At 63.6% G+C, this 14,327-nt stretch carries 14 protein-coding genes and 1 riboswitch; of the genes, 7 read left to right on the plus strand and 7 right to left on the minus strand.

Annotation, left to right across the window (positions count from 1 at the left end; translation table 11 throughout):
* Positions 1–7: 7 nt before the first annotated feature.
* Together BQ8794_RS07420 and BQ8794_RS07425 are read right to left on the minus strand one after the other, a co-directional pair.
* Positions 8–1,330 (minus strand): tetratricopeptide repeat protein, encoded by a 1,323-nt coding sequence (locus tag BQ8794_RS07420; RefSeq protein ID WP_077374876.1) that lies wholly within the window; start codon positions 1,328–1,330, stop codon positions 8–10.
* A gap of 9 nt (positions 1,331–1,339) precedes the next feature.
* A complete protein-coding gene (locus BQ8794_RS07425; protein WP_077375225.1) occupies positions 1,340–1,963 on the minus strand; it encodes a LysE family translocator in 624 nt (207 codons plus the stop codon).
* Between the two features lie 188 nt (positions 1,964–2,151).
* Here BQ8794_RS07425 and BQ8794_RS07430 point away from each other — a divergent pair, with 188 nt between their 5' ends.
* From BQ8794_RS07430 to BQ8794_RS07450, 5 genes are all read left to right on the plus strand, one after another.
* Entirely contained in the window at positions 2,152–2,919 is a 768-nt protein-coding gene (locus tag BQ8794_RS07430; RefSeq protein ID WP_077374879.1) for a L,D-transpeptidase, read from the plus strand.
* 119 nt (positions 2,920–3,038) lie between these two features.
* Positions 3,039–4,205, plus strand: a complete 1,167-nt coding sequence (locus tag BQ8794_RS07435) for a diphosphate--fructose-6-phosphate 1-phosphotransferase (RefSeq protein WP_077374882.1) — start codon at positions 3,039–3,041, stop codon at positions 4,203–4,205.
* 50 nt (positions 4,206–4,255) lie between these two features.
* Entirely contained in the window at positions 4,256–4,975 is a 720-nt protein-coding gene (locus tag BQ8794_RS07440; protein WP_077374885.1) for an MBL fold metallo-hydrolase, read from the plus strand.
* 84 nt (positions 4,976–5,059) lie between these two features.
* Entirely contained in the window at positions 5,060–5,671 is a 612-nt protein-coding gene (locus BQ8794_RS07445) for a sulfite oxidase-like oxidoreductase (protein WP_077374888.1), read from the plus strand.
* A complete protein-coding gene (locus BQ8794_RS07450; protein ID WP_077374892.1) occupies positions 5,668–6,414 on the plus strand; it encodes an FAD-binding oxidoreductase in 747 nt (248 codons plus the stop codon). Before BQ8794_RS07445 ends, BQ8794_RS07450 begins: the two co-directional genes overlap by 4 nt.
* 12 nt (positions 6,415–6,426) lie before the next feature.
* Here the strand turns inward: BQ8794_RS07450 and BQ8794_RS07455 are convergent, their stop codons facing one another.
* Both BQ8794_RS07455 and BQ8794_RS07460 read right to left on the minus strand, forming a co-directional pair.
* The gene (locus tag BQ8794_RS07455; protein ID WP_077375229.1) at positions 6,427–7,542 is read right to left on the minus strand and encodes an FAD-binding oxidoreductase; all 1,116 of its coding nucleotides are present in this window, start codon (positions 7,540–7,542) and stop codon (positions 6,427–6,429) included.
* Positions 7,543–7,565: 23 nt separating this feature from the next.
* A complete protein-coding gene (locus tag BQ8794_RS07460) occupies positions 7,566–8,813 on the minus strand; it encodes an aromatic ring-hydroxylating oxygenase subunit alpha (protein WP_077374896.1) in 1,248 nt (415 codons plus the stop codon).
* A gap of 116 nt (positions 8,814–8,929) precedes the next feature.
* Positions 8,930–9,132: riboswitch (cobalamin riboswitch) on the minus strand.
* 506 nt (positions 9,133–9,638) lie between these two features.
* On the opposite strand from BQ8794_RS07460, the gene BQ8794_RS07465 reads away from it, so the two are divergent.
* Both BQ8794_RS07465 and BQ8794_RS07470 read left to right on the plus strand, forming a co-directional pair.
* On the plus strand, positions 9,639–9,863 hold the full coding sequence (locus BQ8794_RS07465) for a DUF680 domain-containing protein (protein ID WP_077374899.1): 225 nt from the start codon (positions 9,639–9,641) through the stop codon (positions 9,861–9,863).
* A 74-nt stretch (positions 9,864–9,937) separates the two neighbouring features.
* Positions 9,938–10,174 (plus strand): DUF680 domain-containing protein, encoded by a 237-nt coding sequence (locus BQ8794_RS07470; protein ID WP_077374902.1) that lies wholly within the window; start codon positions 9,938–9,940, stop codon positions 10,172–10,174.
* Positions 10,175–10,364: 190 nt separating this feature from the next.
* Here BQ8794_RS07470 and BQ8794_RS07475 read toward each other — a convergent pair whose 3' ends face one another.
* From BQ8794_RS07475 to BQ8794_RS07485, 3 genes are read right to left on the minus strand one after another with little or no spacing between them, the layout of a single operon-like run.
* Entirely contained in the window at positions 10,365–11,477 is a 1,113-nt protein-coding gene (locus BQ8794_RS07475; protein WP_077374905.1) for an ABC transporter ATP-binding protein, read from the minus strand.
* A gap of 25 nt (positions 11,478–11,502) precedes the next feature.
* Positions 11,503–13,167, minus strand: coding sequence for a beta-galactosidase BglA (gene bglA, locus BQ8794_RS07480; RefSeq protein WP_077374908.1), 1,665 nt, complete (start codon positions 13,165–13,167; stop codon positions 11,503–11,505).
* Between the two features lie 4 nt (positions 13,168–13,171).
* A complete protein-coding gene (locus BQ8794_RS07485; RefSeq protein WP_077374910.1) occupies positions 13,172–14,326 on the minus strand; it encodes a carbohydrate ABC transporter permease in 1,155 nt (384 codons plus the stop codon).
* Between the last annotated feature and the right edge of the window lies 1 nt (position 14,327).

A 14,327-nucleotide genomic window follows, 5' to 3' on the forward strand; every position in this document is an offset into this window, starting at 1 on the left:
CCTCGGGTCAATTCTCCGACAAATCGGCAGCCCGCCGCGAAAGCAGCGCCGAGAGCGGGCTGTCGGGCCGCGCCAGCGCGCGTTCCGCGGCAAGTGCCCTTGCCAACGCATGGTCGCCCGACCGCAGCGCCGCCTCGATCAGCGTCAGGTCGACGACGTCGCGTTGCGCATGACTGCCGCCGAAGCGGTGGGCGATCGCCCGGATCGGCCGGATCAGCCGGACCGTCTCGGCATAATTGCCGTCGCCGAATGCCTTGATGGCGAGCGTCAGGGGATGGCCGACATCCCGGGTAAAGGCGGCGTTGTCGTCGTTGCCGTGCATGGCCTCGCGCAGTGCTTCGAGCAAGGTGCGAGCCGGCGCTTCCTGGCCGGCGCCGACGAGGGCCATCATTGCGTGGGCATCGTTGAAGGCATAGTTGCCGGCGCTGGCCTTGGCCCAGTTTGCGGCAAGTGCTGCCCAGCGGGCGCCGACATCGACGCCGCCGAGATGCAGTCGCCACAGGATCGCAGAGGCATCGACCATGTTGAGCGCCAGCGTCGAGCGCTCGCCGTAGATCGGCCCGTCATAGAGCGCCAGCACCTTCTCGGTCTCGCCGAGATCGTAGTGGAACAGCGCCAGATGCCACCAATTGTGCACTTTCAGGAAGCTTTCCTTCGTCCACGCTTCGGGGTTAGCGCGCATCCAAGCGATGCCGTCCCTTTGCCGGCTCTGCATTTCCATGACGTGGGCGACGGCGTGCTGCGCCCAGCCGTCGCGGGGCTCGATGTCGACTGCCATGCGGCCAAGCTTTTCGGCGCGCGCATAGTCGCCCATTTCCTCCAGCCCGAACGCCTGCATGCCGAGTATGGCGTGGTAGCCCGGCATGCTGCTCTGCCACGACGGCAGCGCGCGGCCGATGCGGTCGCGCAGCATGCGGGCATTGCCGGTGAAGAAATCGATCTGGTGCCCGGTCTGCAGCGCCAGCGCATCGAGCGGAAACTCGATGGCGATATCCTCGAGCAGACGAGCGGCTTCATGCCAGCGTCCTGCGGCAAGATGGCCAAGTGCTGCGACATGCGCCTGCTCGCGCGGCGTGGCGGCAAGCGGCAGTGCCGCCTCGTGACATATCCTGGCCACGGCTGCCGCCTCGCGCTCGGTGGCGAGGCCGAAGAGATAGCCCTTGAACACATGCGCCATGACGAACCCAGGATCCTCGGCGATGGCGCGATCGGCCGAGCCGACCGGATCGCCGATAAAGCATTGCAGTTCGCGGACGGCCTGGCTGTAGGACGAGAACGCGGCCTCGGTCGCACCCGAAAATGTCAGGCCGAATGCATCCCTGACTGCCATGTCATGTCCTCAATTGCCCGAGCGCATCGCCACCGTGGCGATGCCGGCGCCGACCAGCAGCGTGCCGCCGGTGCGGTTGAAGATGCGGATCGCCTTCGGGTTGCGCACGACGTTGCGCGCCCTTGCGGCGATCAGCGCGTAGCCGAAGGCATTGGCGAAGGCGAGCGCCAGGAAAGTCGTCTCGAAGATCAGCATCTGCGTCCAGAAATCGGCATGCCGGTCGAGGAACTGCGGCAGGAAGGCGACGAAGAAGGTGATGCTTTTCGGATTGAGCGCGGTGACCAGCCAGGCATGCGCCATCATCTTGGCCGAGGACACCGCGTCCAGGCGCGGCTCGGCCTTGAGTGTGCCGCCGGCGCGAAACAGCTTTATGCCGAGATAGATCAAATAACCGGCGCCGACCACCTTCAGCACCGTGAACACGGTGGCCGACGCCGCCAGCAGCGCGCCGATGCCCAGCATCGACAGCGTCATCGCGGTAAAATCGCCAAACGCCACGCCAACCGCCATCGGCAGCGCGGTGCGCCAGCCCTGGCCGAGTGCATAGGACACGACCAGAAGGATGGTCGGGCCGGGAATGACAAGAAGGATCGTCGAGGCGGCGGCAAAGGCGGCCCAGTTTTCGAAGGACATGCTCATCTCCTTGAGCTCAAAGAAGAGGATAAATCCTTGGCCTCGCAAAGATGTAAAGGGGCAAAAATCGAAAATGCCCCTGGTAAACATCGGGCGACGGTTCTTCACGCTTTTTCAACCATGATTGGTGAAAATGCACTCTATCCGGCCGGACCGTGTTTCCCGCCGACAGCGTAGGGTTTGGGTAGATGCGTGAGTTGCCGCAAGGTCTGACGCCGCCGCACAATGGCGACGAAATCGAAATTTCCGAAATCCAGCTTTCCCGCCGCGCAGTGTTGTCCGGCGCCGGTGCGCTGGCGCTGCTCGGCGTCGCCGGCTGCAGCCAGACGCTCGACCTGTCGGCGCTGCAACTCGACGGCGTCACCACCGGCGCGATCACCCCTGTCCGCCCGAGCATCAGCGTCGACAAGAACATCACCAGCCCTGGTGTGATGTATGCCTCCGTCACCGACGGCGGCTTCACGCTGCCGGAAGTGCCCTACCTCAAGGTCAAGCCGGAGTTCCGCCGCCAGATCGTCGTCGACCCGACCGGCGAGCAGCCCGGCACCATCGTCGTCCATTCGCAGGAGCGGCTGCTCTACCTGGTGCAGCCCGGCGGTGACGCGATCCGTTACGGCGTCGGCATCGGCAAGGAAGGCTTCCGCTGGTCCGGCCGCGCCAACATCCAGTACGGCAAGGAATGGCCGACCTGGAGGCCGCCGGCCGAAATGATCGCCCGCAAGCCGGAACTGGTGAAATGGCAGGCCGGGCAGCCCGGCGGCCTCGACAACCCGCTCGGCGCGCGTGCGCTGTACATTTACCAGAACGGCCAGGACACCGGCTACCGCATCCACGGTTCGCCCGAATGGTGGAGCATCGGCCAGGCGATGTCGTCGGGCTGCGTTCGCCTGATCAACCAGGACATCATCGACCTCTACAGCCGCGTCTCCAGGAAGAACCCGGTCGTCGTCGTCTGACCCTCCCGGTCGTCGTCTGCACTCGAGGCGGCTGACGCGGCCGCTCGACTCTCCCGTTGCGCGATCTCGCAAGACAGGCGAATGTGCCTTGCAAAGCCACTGCTCGGGAGACGTGAAGCATGTCCGGAACTTTTGTCATCGCGCAAGGCGGCGGCCCGACCGCCGTCATCAACCAAACGATGGTGGGCGCCGCGCTCGAAATCCGCAAGCGGCATCCCGGCGCCAAGGTCCTGGGCTCCATCCATGGCGTGCGCGGCATCCGCGACGGCAACTATGTCGATCTTTCGGCGATTGCCGAGGACCGGTTGCGGTTGATTGCGGCGACGCCGAGCGCCGCGCTTGGCTCGACGCGCGACAAGCCGGACGAGGCCTATTGCGAGATCATCCTCAACGGCCTGAAGAAGGCGGGCGCCGATGCCTTCATCTACATCGGCGGCAACGACACGTCCGGCACGCAGCAGATCCTGACCGACGCCGCCGGCGGCAAGATGGCTTTCGTCCATGCGCCGAAAACAATCGACAACGATCTCGAGGAGAACGACCACACGCCGGGTTTCATTTCGGCAGCCGAGTTCGTCGCCGGCGCCTTTCTCTCGGTCGACCTCGATTTCCGTGCTCTGCCGGGCATCTATGTCGGCATCGTCATGGGCCGGCACGCCGGTTTCCTCACCGCCGCCGCCGCCGCATGGCAGCTTGATCCCGACAGCGGCCCGCACCTCGTTTATGTGCCGGAGCGTCCGTTCTCGGCCGCGGCCTTCATCGACGATGTTCGCGCCACGCTCGATCGCCACAAGCGCTGCATCGTCGCCGTGTCCGAAGGCGTCAGCACCGCCGATGGCAAGGCGCTGGTCGAAAGCCTTGTCCCGCCGGAGAAACTGGAGCGCGATGCGCATGGCAACGTCAAGCTGTCGGGCAGCGACCTGCCGGCCGCCCTCGAGCGCGCGCTGGCCGAAGGATTGCCGGGCAAGCGGGCGCGCGTCGATGCGCTCGGCTACATGCCGCGCGGCTATGTTGGCGCCATCAATGTCGTCGATGCGCAGGAAGCCTTCGATGCCGGCGTCTTTGCGGTCGCTGTCGCCGAACAGGGCGGCGGCTCGGTGGCGCTGCAATATGACGGCGAGAAAACCGGGCTGAAGAAGGTGCCGCTGAAAAACGTTGCCGGCAAGACCCGTCACATGCCCGACGATTTCATGCTGCCGGATGCCAACCAACTCTCCGACGCAGGAATGGCCTATCTGAAGCGGCTGGTTCCCGAAAAGTACAAGGTCGGAAAGCCGTTCGTCTGAGCCGGCTCGCTTCGGAAGCCGGGAATCTCGTGATGCCGGATATCCCCTAGATGCTTGACTGGTTCAGCAAGACCGTCATCGACGCCGATACGACGATGCTGACCGAGCCGTTCGTGCATGATTTCGTGCGCGCCAACATCTGGCATCTGCGCGGCCGCGACGTCGACCTGCTTGTCGACACCGGCATGGGGATTTGCCCGCTGGCGCCGGAGATCGACACGCCTGATGGCAAGCCGCTGCTCGTCGTCGCCACCCATATCCACCTCGACCATGTCGGTTCGCTGCACGAATTCCCGGTGCGGGCGGGGCCGAGGATGAGTGCCGCGCAATTCGACATCATGGACGACGCCGTCACCTACGCCCATATGTTTCATGATCTCGACGGCGCTGTTTCGAAGCTGCCGGCGCCCGGCTGGAGAGCAGCCGATTACAAGATTCCGCCGGCGCCGCTGACGCGGACGCTTGACGAGGGCGATCTGGTCGACCTTGGCGACCGGCAATTCCGCGTGCTGCATCTGCCCGGCCATTCGCCGGATTCGATCGCGCTGTTCGATGAGGCCGACGGCCTGTTCTTCGCCGGCGACGCCATCTACGACGCCATGCTGATCGACGACCTGCCGGACTCCGACCGATCAGCCTATCGCCGAACCATGCAGCGGCTGCTCGATCTGCCTATCAGCATCGGCCATGGCGGCCATGGGCCAAGCTTCGACGCCAAACGGATGCGCGAGATCGCCACCGGTTATCTCAGGCGAACAGACGGCGCATAGGCCAAGAATCTGGTTGCCCGCCAGAGTATCTTTGACAACATTGGTGAAGGCCGACAGGCGGCCTGATGCAAACGGATTGTCTCGATGGTCACCCGCGGCTTCTCTTCAGGACGAAAGCCCCCGACGGATGCGGATGCGCGTATCCCGCCGGGGCAGTATCTCGAGCAAGGGTTTCCGGTGCTGTCGGCCGGGCCGACGCCGCGTGTGCGCACCGAGGACTGGTCGTTCACGCTCAAGCAAGGACCGCGGCCGATCAAGACGTGGAACTGGACAGAGTTCAACGCGCTGCCTTTGACCAAGATGACGCGCGACATCCATTGCGTCACCGCATGGACCAAGTTCGACACGGCGTGGCAAGGCGTGCTGGTCGACGATATTCTGGCGGATGCCGGCATCGAGCCACCGACCGCCTTCGTGCTGGCGCTGTCCTTCGACGGCTATACAACCAACGTGCCGACGCAGGATCTCACTGCCGGCAAGGCGATGGTGGCGCTGCTTTACGAAGGCAAGCCGATCACGCCGGACCATGGCGGCCCGGCGCGGCTGCTGGTTCCGCATCTCTATTTCTGGAAGTCGGCCAAATGGCTGAACGGGCTGCAGTTCACCGAGCGCGACGAGCCCGGCTTCTGGGAGCTGCGCGGCTATCACATTTATGGCGACCCTTGGCGTGAGCAGCGCTATACGGGCGATCCATGAGCGACGGGCCGGCGGCGCAGTCGCCCTGGCAGACGGTGACCATCGCCCGCATCGAAAAGCGCACGCCGCGCGTCACCAGCTTTTTCCTCCAGCCGTCGCGACCCTTCGCCTATCGTCCCGGGCAGCATGTCGATGTCAGGCTGACGGCGCCGGACGGCTATCAGGCGCGCCGCTCCTACTCCATCGCCTCGGCGCCGGAAGCCGGCGGGACGATCGAACTGGCGATCGAAAGGCTCGATGATGGCGAGGTCTCCCCCTTCTTCCACGATATCGCGGCGGTCGGCGACGAGGTCGAGTTGCGCGGACCGCTCGGCGGCCACTTCGTCTGGTCCGACAGCGACGGCGGCCCGCTTCTGCTGGTCGGCGGCGGGTCCGGCGTGGTGCCGCTGATGGCGATAATCCGCCATCGTGCCGCGCGCAGATCGGCGGTGCCCGTGGCACTGGTATTTTCCGCACGGGTCTGGGACGAGGTGATCTTTCGCGACGAGCTGATCGACCTCCACGATCGCCGGGATGGCTTCGATCTGGTGTTGGCGCTCACCCGCGAGGCCGCCCGGCCCCCGGCGGACTATTCGCGGCGGGTCGATGCCGCGATGATGGAGCAATCGATGCTGCGGCTGCCCGCGCCGCCAAGGTTCGCCTTTGTCTGCGGCTCGAATGCCTTCGTGTCGGCCGCCGCCCAGGCGCTGATCGATGCCGGCGTTCCGGCAAGCCTCATCCGCACCGAACGATACGGGGTTTAAGCTCCCCGCCGGTCAGGCGTCGATCTCGATCGCCGTCAGCGGCTTCGAACAGCAGGCAAGGATGAAGCCGTCGTCGATCTCGTGATCGAGGATGCCGCCGTTGTGGCTCATCTCGACTGTGCCCGAGACCTTTTTCACCTTGCAGGTTCCGCACAGGCCGAACTCGCAGGCCGCGGGGATGCGCACGCCCGAAGCCCGCGCCGTCTGCAGCACGGTCTGGCCGGCAACGCATTCGGCATCGACATCCGAGAGCGAAAAGCGGATCAGCATTGCGGCCTCGGCAGGTACCTCGATCCCGCCCTCTGCCGGCCCACCTTCTGCCGGCGAACCGAACGGAGCCGGTATTTCCTCCACCCCTGGGGCCGCAAAGCTTTCCTGATGATATTTGGCCATGTCGAAGCCGGCCGCCTCCAGCATCTGCCGCACGGCGCGCATGAACGGGTCGGGGCCGCAGCAGAAAATTTCGCGCTCGCGAAAATCGGGCGCCAGCAGCGGCAGCCTTATCGCGTCGATCCGGCCCATATGGCCGAACCAGCCCTCACGGCTGGACCGCTCCTCGATCATGAAGCCGAGCGTCAGGCCCGGCATGCGACTGCCGAGCAACTCGAGCTCCTTGCGGAAGATGATCTCCTCGGGCTTTCGCGCGCAGTTGACGAAGCCGACATCTGTCCATGGCGCGCAATCGTTCAGCCAGCGCAGCATCGACATCATCGGCGTCACGCCGGAGCCGGCCGAAATGAACAGATACCTGGCCGCGGGATGGCTGTGCAGCGAAAAGTCGCCCGCCGGCCCATAGGCCTTCACGCGAACGCCGGGTTTCAGATTGTCGAACATCCAGCGTGTGCCGAGGCTGCCGGCCTGCGCTTTCACCGTCACCGCGATCGAGAACGGCCGCGACGGCGAGGACGACAGCGTATAGGTCCGCATCAGCGGACCCTCGGTGGTCGGCAGTTCCAGCGTCACGAACTGCCCCGGTCTGTAGCGGAACCAGGTCTGGTTGTCAGAGCGGAAGGTGAAGGTCTTCACGTCAGGCGCCTCGTCGCTGACGCCGATGACTTCCAGCACCTGGAGCCTGTCGTTCCAGGGCGCCATCTCGTCGAGATGGCGGTAGAGGCCAAGGTCCGTCATCGCATTCATCCCCTTGACCTCGCTCAGGCGACGCTGCGCAGCGTCGGCCGCCCGGCCTCGGCAAGGCGCGGCCCGATGAAGGAGGCGTACCATTCGACGAACTGGATGACGCCGCCCTCATGCAGTTCCGAATAGGGGCCGGGCTCATAGGCCGGCGACAGGATGCCGAAGGCGTTTTCCTCGACGATGCGACGGTCCTGGTCGTTGGTCTCGGTCCAGACATGGGTAAGCTCGGCGAGGTCGTAGTCGAAGCCTTCGACCGCGTCCTCATGGACAAGCCATTTGGTGGTGACGGCCGTTTCCGTGGCGCTGATCGGCAGCACGCGGAAGGTGACGGCATGATCGCCGAGGACATGGTTCCAGGTCGTCGGATAGTGATAGAGCAGCAGCGAGCCGATACGGTCGGTGGAGACGCCGTCGGAAAGGTTCTTCTTCACCGCGCGTCTTCCCGTCATCGTATAGCTGACGGCGTCGCGCAGCAGCGGCGCGCGGGTGGCGCGATACTGCCCGGCCGGATCGATGCGGAACTTGCTCGGCAGGCCCGCCGCCTCGCATTTCGCCCAGTGCGCGAGCATCTCCGGATCGCTGTCGGCGCCCTGCACGCCGGTGACGGTCGGCGCTTCCGGGAATGTCTTGCACAGTTCCGGATGGTTGCCGGCGCAATGATAGCACTCGCGATTGTTCTCCCAGACGAGCTTCCAGTTGCCCTTCTCGACGATGGTCGATTCGAAGGCGATTTTTGCCTCGCGCAGCCGGTGCGGCAGGAGGTAAGGCTCGATCATGGCGCGCATCGGCGCGAAGTCCGCCGGCTCGTTGGCCAGGCAGATGAAGATGTAGCCGCCAACGCTTTCGCAAGCCACCGGCTTCAGGCCGAACTGGCTCTTGTCGAAGCCGTCTGCCATCTGGCGAGCAAACAAGAGCCGGCCGTCCAGCTCGTAGGTCCACTGGTGATAGGGGCAGACCAGCTTCGCCGCAGTGCCCTTGTCGGCATTGCAGACACGGCTTCCGCGATGCCGGCAGGAATTATGGAAGGCATTGATCTTGCCTTGCTGGTCGCGGACCAGCACGAGCGGGTAGTCGCCGATCTGGGCGGTGATGTAGCTGCCAGGTTTCGGCAACTCGCAATCGTGGCCGATGAACAGCCAGTCGCGATACCAGATCAGCTCCATGTCGAGCTTGAAGAAATCTGGATCGGTGTAGAATGGCTGCTCGAGCGAATAGCCTTGCCTGCGGCCGTGCAAGAGCCTCAGCATGTCGTTGCGCGCGTCCATGTCCTGTCCTCGTGTAAGGACTGAACTGGTGGTGATGGAGGGAGGACCGCTTGCACGCCGCTGGCGACAGGGCCGGACATGCATCATCCACCTCTTGACCGCCCACCGCGATCAGTCGAGTCTAGAAATCTCGGGCTGGTTTCCGGGCTCTGGAGTGTCCTTGCGGACTCATCGCGACACCTTCCCAGGCTTGTGGCCCAGTGGTCTCCCGTTGCGACTTGAACTCCACCACCGTTGCGGGGGCAGCGCCGGGTTCTGACCGGCTTCCCAATTCTCCGCTTCGTCGTCACCAAGCGGCACCTGAGATGGCGTGATCTAATCATGACGGGCGGCTGACTGCCGGCATGAAAGCGACATCGTATCCATGCGGCGCGACACGGCCGGCGAAACCTACAGGTTTATATCTGCAGGGCTGAAACCTCACTTTGTCGGCGGCCATTGTCGGCTGCCGTGACATCGAATCCGACCCGCGGCGGAGCCAGGAAGGTTAACAGTTTACAAAAGTGACTATTAGCCGCTTCTAAAATCGAACCGAACGGTTCGTTTCTGTTGACAATGCGTGCAGCACCCTGTGAACGCAGGTCCGCCAATCCGTCAAATCATGAATGGCTAATTTGGCCTAAATAGTTGAAAACAACACATAAAACCATGGCGGGAGATGTCTCTGGTACAATTTCAAGGTGTAGATTCTTGGTCCACACGGAACAACTTCGTGATTGGAATCCACAGAATGGCCTTCCCACATCGGGGCTGTCCGAACGACGCGCATTCCTCCCAAGAAACGCCGCTAGACGGACGGAAAACTAAGATACTGGAGTCCTAAAAATGAAAAAGATCGCTCTTGCTGCCGTCGCCGTTCTGGCCATCACCGGCAGCGCCTTTGCCGGCAGCGACAACTTTGGATCGAACGGTGCCAACCAGCCGGCCGCTGCGGTCGACAGCAACTCGTACACGGCTTCGATTCGGAATTCGGCTTCGGCGCAAAATCCGGTTCCGGCTGACGAGAAACCCGTCAACGGCAGCGACCGTAACCTGTTCGGCAACAACTAACAGTTCGTTCCAACAGCAGCGGCGGCGTTTGTCCGCCGCGCTGGTGAAATCAAGAAAATCCAGGAGTTTTGAAAATGAAGAAGATCGTTCTTACCGCCGCCGCGCTTTTGATTGCTGCCGGCAGCGCTTTTGCCGGTAGCGACAACTTTGGCGGAACCGACATCAACAAGCAGGCGACCATCAACGTCGACAACACGCAGACGTCTTCGGTACGCAATACCGGTTCGCCGGTCTACAAGCTGCTCAACTCGTCGGGCAACGTACAGAAGTCCGCCCCGCAGGGCAGCGACCGGAACCTGTTCGGCCGCTAGCGCATCGGCCCGAAAATCGGTTCCGATTTTCGGAAAGCACGATGCGCAGGGTTAAAGTGTTAGAGCGTACCTTTGTGCGTCCACCTGGACGCACGTCGCTCTAACAGCGACCGGAACGCACGAGAGCGGCGGGCTTTGCCCGCCGCTCTCGTTTTTGGGTCACCAACATCCAGCAGTTCAGCTGCCGCTCTCAGGCTGCCTTTGCTTCCGCTTTGTGGAGCGTGAATGAATGTCCGTCGGCATCGAATATATGCAGGTCGCCGGCATCGGCATTCAACCGCAGCGCCGCGCCGCGCTTGACCTCGACATTGCCGGGCAGCTTGGTCACCAGCGGCAGGTCGGCGCGGCCGATGTCGACATAGACGAGCTGGACCTCGCCGAGCTGCTCGACATAATCCACCGTTCCCTCGAAAAGATAATCCGCACCGGTGGCGATCATCAGATCCTCCGGCCGAACGCCGAAGCTCACCGAATCGCCCTTCACCGACGCCGGCGTGGCGATCGGCACCGTTGCCTTGCGCCCGCCGACATGACTGACGATGGTCGGGTCGCCTGATTTGTCGATCGTCGCCGGCAGGATGTTCATGGCCGGCGAGCCGATGAACTGGGCGACGAACAGATTGCCGGGTCTCTTGTAGAGCTCCATCGGCGTGCCGACCTGCTCGATATGGCCCTCCTTGAGCACCACGATGCGGTCGGCCAGCGTCATCGCCTCGACCTGGTCGTGGGTGACGTAAATCATCGTTGTAGCAGGCATCGATTCCTTGAGCTTGGCGATCTCGATGCGGGTGGCGACGCGCAGGGCCGCGTCGAGGTTCGACAGCGGCTCGTCGAACAGGAAGACCTTGGGGTTGCGCACGATGGCGCGGCCGATGGCGACGCGCTGGCGCTGGCCGCCCGACATCGCCTTGGGCAGGCGGTCGAGATATTTGGTCAGCTGCAGGATTTCCGCCGCCTGGCGCACCCGCTTGTCGATCTCGGCCTTGCTCTCCTTGCCGATCTTCATCGAGAACGCCATGTTGTCGTAGACGGTCATGTGCGGATAGAGCGCATAGGACTGGAACACCATGGCGATGCCACGCTTCGACGGCGGCACGTCGTTCACCACCTCGCCGTCGATCTTGAGCTCGCCGGAGGTGATTTCCTCAAGCCCGGCGATCGACCGCAGCAAGGTCGACTTGCCGCAGCCCGAAGGGCCGACGAAGACGATGAACTCGCCCGACTTTATGTCGAGGTCGATGCCGTGGAGAATGTTGAGATTGCCGTATGATTTCTTCACTTGCCTTAGCGTGACATCGGCCATGGGTTCCCTCCAGTGAATTGCAAATTCAATCGATACGCCCGAACCAGGCGCCGTAGCCGCCGAGGCGGATAAAGCCGGCGTCAGTCTGTCCCGAAAACCCGTGCCCCGGCAAGGGCTGCAGCGAGCGACCGCCGAGATCGACCTCGGCCGGTCGGCTGCCGAGATTGAAGGCGCAGACGATCTGCTCATTGCCCTCGCGGCGCGTGAAGGCGACCGTATCGCCCTGGCTTTCGATGAACTCGATGTCGCCCTTGGCCAGCGCCGGATGCAGACGGCGGAAAGCGAGAAAGCGCCGGTAGTGTTCGAGCAGCGAGCTGTCGTCGCCCTGCTGCACATCGACCGCCTGCGAAAGGTGCTTGGCAGGCACGGGCAGCCAGGGCTTTGCCGTGGAGAAGCCGCCATTGCTGTCGGCGCCATTCCAGACCATCGGCGTGCGGCAGCCGTCGCGGCCCTTGAATTCCGGCCAGAACCGGATGCCGTAGGGGTCCTGCAGATCCTCGAATTGCAGTTCCGCTTCGCCAAGACCGAGTTCCTCGCCCTGATAGATGCAGACCGAGCCGCGCAGCGACATCAGCAGCGCCGAGATCACCTTGAGATAAGCGGTCTGGTCGGCCTCGCCGGCCGCCCAGCGCGAGGCAGTGCGCATCACGTCGTGGTTGGAGAAGGCCCAGCACGACCAGCCGTCGCTGGCGACCTCGCCAAAGGCTTCCAGCACCGAACGCACCTTTGCCGCGCTGATCTTTTCGGGCGCCAGGAAGTCGAACGAATAGCACATGTGCACGCGCTTGCTGCCGGCGGTATAGGCCGCCACCACCTCCAGTCCGCGCTGCGAATCGCCGACTTCGCCGACCGCCGCCGTCGCCGGATATTCGTCGAGCAGGGCGCGGAAGCGTTCGAGGAAGCTGAGGTTTTCGGGGCGGCTCTTGTCGTAGAGATGGTCCTGGTAGTTGTAGGGGTTGACGGAAGGAGCGGTCTGGTCGTTGCGCTGTTCGGGCGGCAGCGGCGGATTGTCCTCGAGGCCCTGGCTGTGGAAGTAGAAATTGATGGTGTCGAGGCGGAAACCGTCGACGCCGCGCTCCAGCCAGAAGCGGGTGACATCGAGCAGCGCGTCCTGGACCGCGCGGCTGTGGAAGTTGAGATCGGGCTGCTCGGCCAGGAAATTATGCAGGTAATATTGCTGGCGGCTGGTGTCCCACTGCCAGGCCGAACCGCCGAAGATCGACAGCCAGTTGTTGGGTGGCGTCCCGTCGGGCTTGGCGTCGGCCCAGACATACCAGTCCGCCTTCGGGTTGGTGCGGCTCGAGCGGCTTTCCTTAAACCACGGATGGATGTCGGCCGTATGCGACAGCACCTCGTCGATCATCACCTTGAGCCCGAGCCTGTGCGCCTCGGCGGTCAGGGCGTCGAAATCGGCCAGCGTGCCGAACATCGGATCGACGTCGCAATAGTCTGACACGTCGTAGCCGAAATCCTTCATCGGCGACTTGAAGAACGGCGAGATCCAGATGGCGTCGACGCCGAGCGCCGCGATATAGGGCAGCCTGCCGATGATCCCCCTGAGGTCGCCGATGCCGTCACCATCCGAGTCCTGATAGCTGCGCGGATAGGTCTGGTAGATCACGGCACCTCGCCACCAGTCGCGATCGACGGCGAGGTCGGGGCTCAACGTCGCTTTCACAGCGGATTGCATGATCTCAGCCTCCCTTCACCGAGCCGGCGAGCAGCCCGCGGACGAAATATCGCTGCAGCGAGAAGAACACGATCAGCGGCACCACAATGGTGATGAAGGCCGATGTCGTCAGGATCTCCCAATCGCCGCCGCGCGAGCCGAGCAGCGCGTTGAGCTTGGCGGTCAGCACGATCTGGTCGCCCTCGGTACCGAGGAAAACCATCGCAACCAGCAGGTCATTCCACACCCACAGGAACTGGAAGATGGCGAAGGAGGCAAGCACCGGGAACGACAGCGGCAGCACGATCTTGACGAAGATCTCGAAATCGCTGGCGCCGTCAATGCGCGCCGATTCCATGATTTCGCGCGGTAGGCCGGCAATGTAGCTTCTCAGCAGATAGATGGCGAAGGGCAGGCCGAAGCCGGTATGCGCCAGCCAGATGCCGAGATAGGTTTTCGACGGCACGCCGAAGAAGCTGCCGACGCCGTTGTAGAGTTTTAGCAGCGGGATCAGCGACATCTGCAGCGGCACGACCAAGAGCCCGATGATCACCGCGATGAGCAACGCCCGGCCGGGAAAGCGCATCCAGGCCAGCGCATAGGCCGCGAACGCCGCGATCAGGATCGGGATGACCGTCGCCGGAATGGTGACGGTCAGCGAATTCATGAAGGAGCGGCCGATGCCTTCCGAAAACAGCACCGTATCGTAATTGTCGGTGGTGAATTTCGGCGGCGCCGACGAGGCGTAGTAGACGCGCTGGCCGCGCTCGCCCTCGAACGGCTTGGTTGAGGTCATGACGAAACTGCCGTCGGCGTTGAGCTGCAAGGTCTCGCCGTCGCCGAGATCGGCTGTGGTGCCGGCGGGATATTGCGTCGGCGCCGACGACTTGACGCCGAAGGCGCTGATGTCGCGGGCCGGATCGTCGCCGAAGATGTTGCCCTCGAGGACGAACTTGCCGTCCTTCTCGACTTGTGCCGAGGCGGGTGGCAGCCGGCCCGCTTCCGTCTGGGTGGAACTGGCGAACGAGTTCCACCAGCCCGAGGCGATGATCTGATCCTTGTCGCGCAGCGATGAGACGAGAATGCCGAGCGTCGGCACGGTCCAGATCGCGACGAAGATGAAGACAGCTATATGGACGCCGAAACGGCTGGCAAAGGACTTTCCGGTCGCCACGGCCATC

The sequence above is a fragment of the Mesorhizobium prunaredense genome, assembly GCF_900156895.1.
In the GTDB taxonomy this organism is placed as follows: Bacteria; Pseudomonadota; Alphaproteobacteria; order Rhizobiales; family Rhizobiaceae; genus Mesorhizobium; species Mesorhizobium prunaredense.